This is a genomic window from Anaerosporobacter sp. (assembly GCF_965301125.1).
The window spans coordinates 1-8,457 of the sequence record NZ_CBDLAM010000162.1; the positions used below are offsets into that span (position 1 = coordinate 1).

Sequence of the window (8,457 nt, forward strand, 5' to 3'; positions counted from 1 at the left end):
TTCTATACTTTATCAAAAAGACTCTGTCCTAAAGTCTTACAAAATAAAAGATACTACAATTACTATAGCAACGCTAATAAGTGTACCAAGTAAATAATACTCCGCAAAATCTTTATCTTTGGAAATTCGTATACCTCCTTCGTTTAAATCCATTATATAACCTTATAGGTGAATAATCAGGTTGCATTCATCTATAAAGTTATAATTTAAAAATATAACCTTATAGATGAATATATTTAGCCCTTTCCTTTAAATCAAGTCCCATTATAAATTATTCTGAATTCAAGGTACTAAAATCCTTACATCTTCTTTAAACATCTTACGAGATGGATTTCCTTCTACACGGTAAACTTTGCAATTCTTCACATCATATACGACTGACCAAACAGTATCAGCATTCTTCTTACGATCATACTGACACATAAAGCCATATTTACCAGCTAGTAGATTCATTGCAAATTCTAATGAATACTCCTTCTTGTTTGCTACCAGTGCTTCTTTAGCTGTTTTATATCGATCATGGGAACTCCAGTCATCAATAAAGTCTGGAGTTCTAAATTCTATCAATTCTTCTGAATTAAAATCATTGGCAGTGGCTACGAAATTCTCATTTTCTTTCGGATATATAACAGCAAACTTTTTAGAATTGCATTCCACTACTGCTATATTTCCCTCTTTATCTGCTATCGTTAATGTCTGCGCTGATGCTACCGGCAACTTCTTTAGAGCTGTTATAGCTTCTTCCACGTTCTTGCATTTCTCAAGTATATACCGTAAAAGCATTCCCGCATTTAATCCTGGTTTTCTAACGTGAGGATATATAAAAGTTAAGCCTACTGCAAGACCATGTTCATTCATTCCATCTTCCATTTGTATAAATGCTGTTGTATTTCCATTGAAAGCATACACACCATCAAGGTTGTAGATACAGTTCATATACAATTTTTCTATACTGACTAGAAAATCACTATTACGTCCCAATATTATATTCTCATGGTTTGAAATTGCAAAACAAGTACAGTGGTTTTCTGCCTTAAAACAATACATGGAAAATAATATCTGACTTAGAATTTCAAAAGAAGATTCCTGTCCATCTGCCATCCCCTTTATCTCTTGAATTACTTCTGGATAATATTCTTCAATTATAATCGTACAATCTGCTGCGAACTTTTTCATTTCCTCCGTAATCTCAAATGTAGGACTACCTTTTATTACTACACCATGTTTTCTAAGCATACTTCCATACTTAAAACCTGCTTCATAATGTGTTCCTTTAAATCTACCATGATACATTTGTTAACACTCCTTTTTCATTATTGGAGGTGACGTCATCTCTTAACTCAATGGTAGTTTAATAAAAATTTGTTGTCAACACATATATTATTATTGTAAATTTGTTTAACATTGTTAAACTATGTAATATTCAAAACCATTCCTTCTTCACTTCTTACGAATCCAAACTTTTCATATAATGGTCGTCCTAATTCTGTTGCATCTAGGCTAATTTCTGTTACTCCCATTTGTTTTGCTTCTTCAATTAACAGTTCCAGCATTTTTAAAGCAATTCCTTGCCTACGATAATTCTCATGTGTATACACATTCATAATGTGTGCCCTTTTTCCTGTAGGATGGCTAATTGTGGGCATAATATTGATATAGCAAATTGTTGCACAGCCAATGACTACATTATTATCAATTGTTAGTACCGTGGTTTGATTTGGACTATTAAAATACTCTTTAGTTCTGTCTAGAAAATCTTTATCAAATGATGCATCGTCTGATAGGTTATTTACTACCGTTAACATTTCAAGCCTGCTGCTCATAAGTAAATCTATATCGTTATCAGTTGCTTTTTTGATAATCATTATAATACCTCCAACCATGTATCTTCAAATTTATTTCTTACTGTTTTGTATATGTCACATATGTATATGGGATTTCACCAAATGACTGTAATCAACTATTTCTTCGCTTACATATTCACATCATAATCCTTTAGATTTATTATCAATACATCTTTGAAAATGCAACACAGCCACTCCTTGCCTCCTTATCTACTTTTCTTTTATAGGATGACGTATTACTGTTTTACATTTATCAGCTGCTGTTTTCCTTGGATCAGATAGATATATTTCATGATGTAACCTCTCATTACTAAAATCATTTACGAATCCTTGCTCGTCCAAAAATTCGTCCATCTTTGCAACCGTAATAGGTTCCTCATCATATGCACCAATATGCATCACTTGAACACACAAGCCCTCTTCTATCTTAAGAAATTCTGCTTTGGAACAGTCCATTTTCTTTTTGTTCGTTGCTTCTTGTACTGCCCATCTAAAATCTTCTTCTGTTATAAAATCAGGAAGACGGATTACAGAAATCCAATTAAACGTTTCTTTACAAGTATAATCAACACCTTTAATACCATCTTGCCACCAAAATCCTTCTAGCGGTGGTACAACATATTCAAAGAAACCGTCAATTTTATGGCTTCCTTTATAGCTCATCTTTAACGTATATGCGATAGCATATAACACTCCAACTGCCTTTTTATAATCCCCATCTACTTCATTGGGATCTCCTTTTCCACGTACTGCAATATAGTTCATTGATGGAATCGTTACAATTTCTGGTTTCGTCTTTGGCAGATAAAACTCTTTATACTCTTTTTTATAATCAAAAGCCATTCTTTATTCCTCCCTATCATCTACAATTATTTGATACGCCTGTTTTACTTTCTCACCAATTTTCTGAAATATTACTGGTATTTCTGCTAGACATTCTTCACCGTCCAGACAAAACCTAATAATACAATTCGTAATATCCTCTATTTTGCTTCCACATAATGAAAAGTTTTCAGCAGCTTGTACCCAGTCCGTCCTGCTATACTCCTCACCTAATTGCGATAAAATTGCTGACAATCTATTATAATTTCCTTGATACAGGATATCTTCTTTAGCATCAATTCCCAATAATTGATTTGGTAATTTCGGAACCATTCCAAAAAACTCAGTAAGAGATGCTAGTAACCTTTTATATTCATCTTTCGGATAATTCTTTCTCCATGTAGGAAATTCTTTTGCGATTTTTCTATATGCATTTACTCCTATAAAATCAGGTTTCTTACATAACTGACGCATTGCTTTCTTCCTGAGACAAACCTCTGCTAATTCATATTTACTAGGTAGTTCGTCACTAAGATTAAATCGAATAAATCCGTTTTTATCTCCTACAATATTTTTTTCTATTTGCCATGCTTTAATTAAGTCTTCTATGGATAATTCAAGTAATTCGATTCTGTCACAATCATAAATAAGTACGCAGCCCTTTTCGTCATCGTATCCTACCATTAATACATAGTGAATCGGTATATGAGTTATATGATACATCTTTAAGCATGGTAGATGATACATGTCTAAAGGTCCAAGGATTACTGGTTTTCCTTGATCGATTTCCTGTTTTACTGATTTTAAAGCATATTCCAGCGTTTTTCCTTCTGATATCTGATAAGTTAACCCAAGGATGTCCTTTATTTGATTATAGGTTTTTCTTGTACGTCCGTCAGCAACGCTAAACATAAGGGGATTATTTTTGCCTGACTTGATAAATGCAGTTTCACCAAAGCTACTTAATCCAAACAAAAATGCTTCCGGAACCCTTTGATTTGTTTTCGTTGCATATACATCTTCAATACCACTCCACATGCAACAACCACTTGATAGATGATGATTAATATGTATTAGTTTTCTACTCATAGATTAATCCTTCCCATACTTAATATTTCCTTTATGGAAAGAATAAACCATCACACAATGCGAGAGTCAAGTTAATTTTTTCCTGAAACTTATTCTTTAGAAACTCTTTGGTATTATTATAGCTTACCCAATGGCTATCTACAACTTCAATAATATTTTATATTCTAGTTATGTTATTTGCCACAAATGTGATGTCCGTCGCTCTTTTTTTAATAACTTCTACCTTCGTAAATTCAGATGGGAGCTTATGGTTTATACAAGTACTGATTTTAATGCCTATGGGCTTATTATCTGGTGCATTATTTCCATTCCACCTTATGCCAAAAGCAATACAAACAGTTGCAAATTGCTTGCCATTCATTCAATAACAGCCCAATAAATTCAACAAAAAAACAATCCCAAACAGGTGTTTTACTATGACGAATGTAAAATGTACGTCATAAGCATTTCGCTTCTTGGGATTGCTATTTTATTGGAGAAACCACTATCCTCTATCCATTTACAATAGTACCACCATTAATGTGTAGCGTTTGTCCAGTCATATAGGTAGAACCATCAGATGCCAAGAATACATATGCTTCTGCGAGTTCTACTGGCTGTCCTGCTCTTTTTAGTGGTGTGTTTTTACCAAAGTTCTCTACCTTTGTTATATCAAAAGTAGATGGTATTAACGGAGTCCAGATTGGACCAGGTGCAACCTGATTTACCCGAATCTTTTTACCAGCTAAATTGGCTGATAAAGATCTAGTAAATGCCGTTATTGCTCCCTTCGTAGCAGAATAATCAAGAAGATCTGCATGACCAGCAAATGCAGTTACTGAACTTGTATTGATGATCGTACTATCTTCCTTTAGATGAGGAAGTGCTGCTCTTGTAAGATAAAACATGGAAAAAATATTTGTTTGAAATGTTCTTTGCAATTGTTCATCTGTAATATCTTCTAGATTTTTTTGAACATGTTGCTCACCTGCATTATTGACTAAGATATCTAAGGCCCCAAATTCCTTAATGGTTTGGTCTACCACCTGCTTACAGAAATTACTATCACCGATATCTCCTTTGATTAGAAGTGCTTTCCCTTGATAGGATTCTATTGCTTTCTTTGTTGTATTGGCATCGTCATCTGCTATATTATATACAATAACAACATTACACCCTTCTTTGGCATATGCAACTGAAACAGCTCTACCAATCCCGCTGTCTCCACCGGTGACAATCGCAGTTTTACCCTTTAATCTTCCATAACCTTTATTATCTACGTTATCATAAATGGGCTCCGGATTCATATCGCTTTCTTTCCCCGGAATTTGCTCTGTTTGACCTTTAATCTCATCAGGTGTATACATATCTTTATCTTTCATCTATTCGTATCTCCTTATTTCTTTTTGATTAGTATTCCCGCTAGAGTTTTTATAATTCTTTATGATATCAATTTTTTGATAACTAACATATTTATCTTACATCTCATGACACAGATGAATTTTGGAGTTTATGTGGATATATAAGAACTGAAACAATCATGATACCATCTATGAAAAACATAAATATTTTTAATTAAATCTAATAAAACAAAAACACTATGAGATTTTCATCATCTCATAGTGTTTTTATCAATAATTAGTCTACGCATCTATATTAGATTATTCTACAATCTCATCTTTTGTAAATGCACGATACACATTCAACTTATAATCTATCGCATCACCAGATGGTGCTGTTACTGTAATCGTAAATACGTTATCCCCTTTTTCAAGAGTTAACTCTTTATCAATAGTAACCACACTTTCTTCATCTGCAGGTATAGCACTTAGAATTAACTCTTCTACATCGTAAGCTACGTTTATAGAATATTCATGAGTATCTGGGCTAAATTCTTTATCAAGAGTTCCTGGCACAACAAGTAGCTCGGAAAGAGTTGCATCTGATGGTTCTGTTTCATTTTTAATTATCTCAATACCTGCACTTGCTTTTTTTATTTTCATGTAGTTAGAATCCTCTTCATCAATACTATAAGCATCATATATTTTAAAATCTGAGGAACCAACTTCTAAAGCCTTCATTCTAATTACATATACCGCTTCTGTAACACCTTCTCCAAACTGTTCTGCAATATGAAGAGTTCCCGATGCTCCTAAAACACTGTCATTTTCAGATGAAATAAACTCTAATAGTGCATCGTCATAAGATACATAAGCATCTACTGAACTCATTTCATAACCACTGGATACAGTTACTTTTAAGGTAAATTCATCGTCTTTTTTTACTTTTTTATCTTCTACATCAATGGAGAAATGAACTTCCTTCGCATTGTTTCTTTGATTTGTAAATAAGATACTTCCTATTAGTATTACTACTAGAATAGCTGGAATTATTAATTTCTTTTTCATGGTATCCCTCTCTTTGGTACTAACTATTTTACTAATCTTGTAATCTTTAATTGATAAGTTGTACTTGTTCCATTACCTGCTGTACATTTGATACTTATTGTTTTTGTCTTTCCTGCTTCCAAGGTGTAAGTGCCTGTACCTGTTACGCTTGCATGACTACTAATTGCTGTAGCGTTTACGGCAACAGAATTTATACTATTTGGAACAACCATCGTGTATGATGTAGTTTTGTAGTTAAAAGTAGGCGTTAGGGCTAAATTATTACTGCCGTTTTTCACCGTCAGAGTTTTTAAATAACTATTTGGGTTACCTTTGGTAGCTGGTAATTCACAAACTTTCGACGGCATATTGTTATAAACTGGTATATAAAATACCATTGTTTCGTTTAACAAGCCCATTGAATTATAGGAATTGTATGTGGTTTTCGCTTCGCTAGTTGGAGCTTGCACATTCGTCATGTATTGGTGTAGATAATAAGGGCTATCTACTACATTAAATTTTTGAAAGTAGTTTGTATTTTGTCCCTTTTTAATGTAAGAAGTAGATATAAACTCTGCACCTCCTATAATTGCTTTGTAAGGATTAGTCCAAGGTCTATTATATGTGGTTCCAGTCTTTGCATATTTAAGTCCGTTAGCAATGGCTCCACCTCCAGCACTATCATTAGCTCCTATATTAAAATAATTATAAAATCCTTCATATCCAGGATAAGTTCCACTTACTGATCCACTTCCGTTAACTCCAAGCTCTTGTTTTGCTCTTGCAGCTAGGAAGTAAGGACTAGCTCCTGCTTGTTTTCCAGCCTCCATAAAGGTATCTGTATAGTTACCCTTTACCGTTTTTCCTGTGGCAGAATCTACTACACTATAATTTCCACTCATAAAGGTACCTGATAGTATACTAGAAACTACACTGCTTTTTTGTGATGAATCATATGCTAGAGCTTCAAATTGAAATATCTTATCACTTGTTAAGAAATTACGCGGATCCATATAATATTCAATTACGTCTGTATTTGCTGTAAACCAATTCGTTCCATCCATAACCGTATATTTATCTTTGGACCAATCATAAGCACCTGATTCCGTTGAAAGATACGAAAATGGCGCTCCATAGGTTCCTCCATTTGGAATATTACTTTGGATGGTATTTCTACCAACTTTACTCTCTTCCTCTATCACCGTATTCCAATCTAGGCCTGTCTTAATAGCAACAAACTTCCACTTTGGATATTCTTCGTGGATTTTTTTTAAGTATGATTGGTAACTAGTTGGAAATTCAGATAGCGATGCTAAAAACTCTGCATCATCTGGAAAGCTTACTTTAGAAGATGGAATATAACCCGTGGTAGTCTCACCATCTACTTTGTAGGTACATTTATACCACTTACTACCATTCACCGTTAATGTTGCTTGTACCGTTACTGAAGTATTCTTTGCTAAAGTACCTTTACTTGATGCCAACGTACTTGCGATTCTTCTAGACGTTATCTTACTACTAGTTACTCCTTTTTTATTCTGTGTAGAAGATGCAGTGGAAGTAACCTTTGTAATCTTGCTAGATTGGACATATCCAGTGATTGCTGTTCCATCAACTTTAGCTTTCACTTTCGTCCATTTAACATTGTTTACTGTGAGCGTTCCTAGAAGTATAACCTCTTGATTCTTACTTAATGTGCCCCTTTTTGTATCATAGGTATTGGCTGTTTTATAAATTGGTACACTTGAAGTATTCAATTTACCAAGGGTATAGGTAGAACTAGATACCGTGGTCGCTTCTAAGGTAATATATTTTTTATGAACATAACCTGTAATGGTCTTTCCATTTACTTTTAAGCTTACCTTATACCATTCTGTACCACTTACTTTCTTTTTATCTAACACATTGACTATAGTTGACTTTTTAACTTTAGCCAGTATTGTAGAGGATGTTGACGTAGTTTTTCGAATGTTAAGACTTGTTGCATTGACTATACCGGTCCTTCTTAAAAATGTTGAGGTTGAGGTAGTAGTCTTTTTGACGTAAGCTCCTGATACATAACCAGTAACTGATTTTCCATTTATAGTTACCTTTATTTTGTACCATAGGCCCCCTTTAGAATCTTTTGTTTCACTACTAATTGTTACTTTAGTGCCCTTTTCCACAGCCCCAAGTTTTTTAGAACTTGCAGATGCTTTTTCTCTAATATTTAAGCTGGTGGCTGTTACAGTCCCAGTGGTCGCTGCATAGGATACTATATCTCTGCTTTCAGATATAAGGGTTGCCATCATAACTATTGTAATGAGCATTAGTAGCTTAATTTTCCATTTTTTAAG

The 8,457-nt window shown here is 33.8% G+C and carries 8 protein-coding genes; 1 reads left to right on the forward strand and 7 read right to left on the reverse strand.

The window, feature by feature from the left end:
• Positions 1-282: 282 nt before the first annotated feature.
• From ACW2QF_RS15165 to ACW2QF_RS15180, 4 genes are all read right to left on the reverse strand, one after another.
• Entirely contained in the window at positions 283-1,293 is a 1,011-nt protein-coding gene (locus tag ACW2QF_RS15165) for a C45 family autoproteolytic acyltransferase/hydolase (RefSeq protein ID WP_455716850.1), read from the reverse strand.
• A 119-nt stretch (positions 1,294-1,412) separates the two neighbouring features.
• Entirely contained in the window at positions 1,413-1,865 is a 453-nt protein-coding gene (locus ACW2QF_RS15170) for a GNAT family N-acetyltransferase (protein WP_455716851.1), read from the reverse strand.
• A gap of 189 nt (positions 1,866-2,054) precedes the next feature.
• On the reverse strand, positions 2,055-2,687 hold the full coding sequence (locus tag ACW2QF_RS15175) for a GyrI-like domain-containing protein (RefSeq protein ID WP_455716852.1): 633 nt from the start codon (positions 2,685-2,687) through the stop codon (positions 2,055-2,057).
• 3 nt (positions 2,688-2,690) lie between these two features.
• Positions 2,691-3,755, reverse strand: a complete 1,065-nt coding sequence (locus tag ACW2QF_RS15180) for a BtrH N-terminal domain-containing protein (RefSeq protein WP_455716853.1) — start codon at positions 3,753-3,755, stop codon at positions 2,691-2,693.
• A 191-nt stretch (positions 3,756-3,946) separates the two neighbouring features.
• Between ACW2QF_RS15180 and ACW2QF_RS15185 the strand changes: the two genes are divergently transcribed.
• On the forward strand, positions 3,947-4,123 hold the full coding sequence (locus ACW2QF_RS15185) for a hypothetical protein (RefSeq protein ID WP_455716857.1): 177 nt from the start codon (positions 3,947-3,949) through the stop codon (positions 4,121-4,123).
• A 123-nt stretch (positions 4,124-4,246) separates the two neighbouring features.
• Here the strand turns inward: ACW2QF_RS15185 and ACW2QF_RS15190 are convergent, their stop codons facing one another.
• From ACW2QF_RS15190 to ACW2QF_RS15200, 3 genes are all read right to left on the reverse strand, one after another.
• Positions 4,247-5,116 (reverse strand): SDR family oxidoreductase, encoded by an 870-nt coding sequence (locus ACW2QF_RS15190; RefSeq protein WP_455716854.1) that lies wholly within the window; start codon positions 5,114-5,116, stop codon positions 4,247-4,249.
• A gap of 279 nt (positions 5,117-5,395) precedes the next feature.
• On the reverse strand, positions 5,396-6,142 hold the full coding sequence (locus tag ACW2QF_RS15195) for a cadherin-like beta sandwich domain-containing protein (RefSeq protein ID WP_455716855.1): 747 nt from the start codon (positions 6,140-6,142) through the stop codon (positions 5,396-5,398).
• A 23-nt stretch (positions 6,143-6,165) separates the two neighbouring features.
• A partial coding sequence (locus tag ACW2QF_RS15200; protein WP_455716856.1) for an SH3 domain-containing protein occupies positions 6,166-8,457 on the reverse strand: 2,292 nt, incomplete at its 5' end.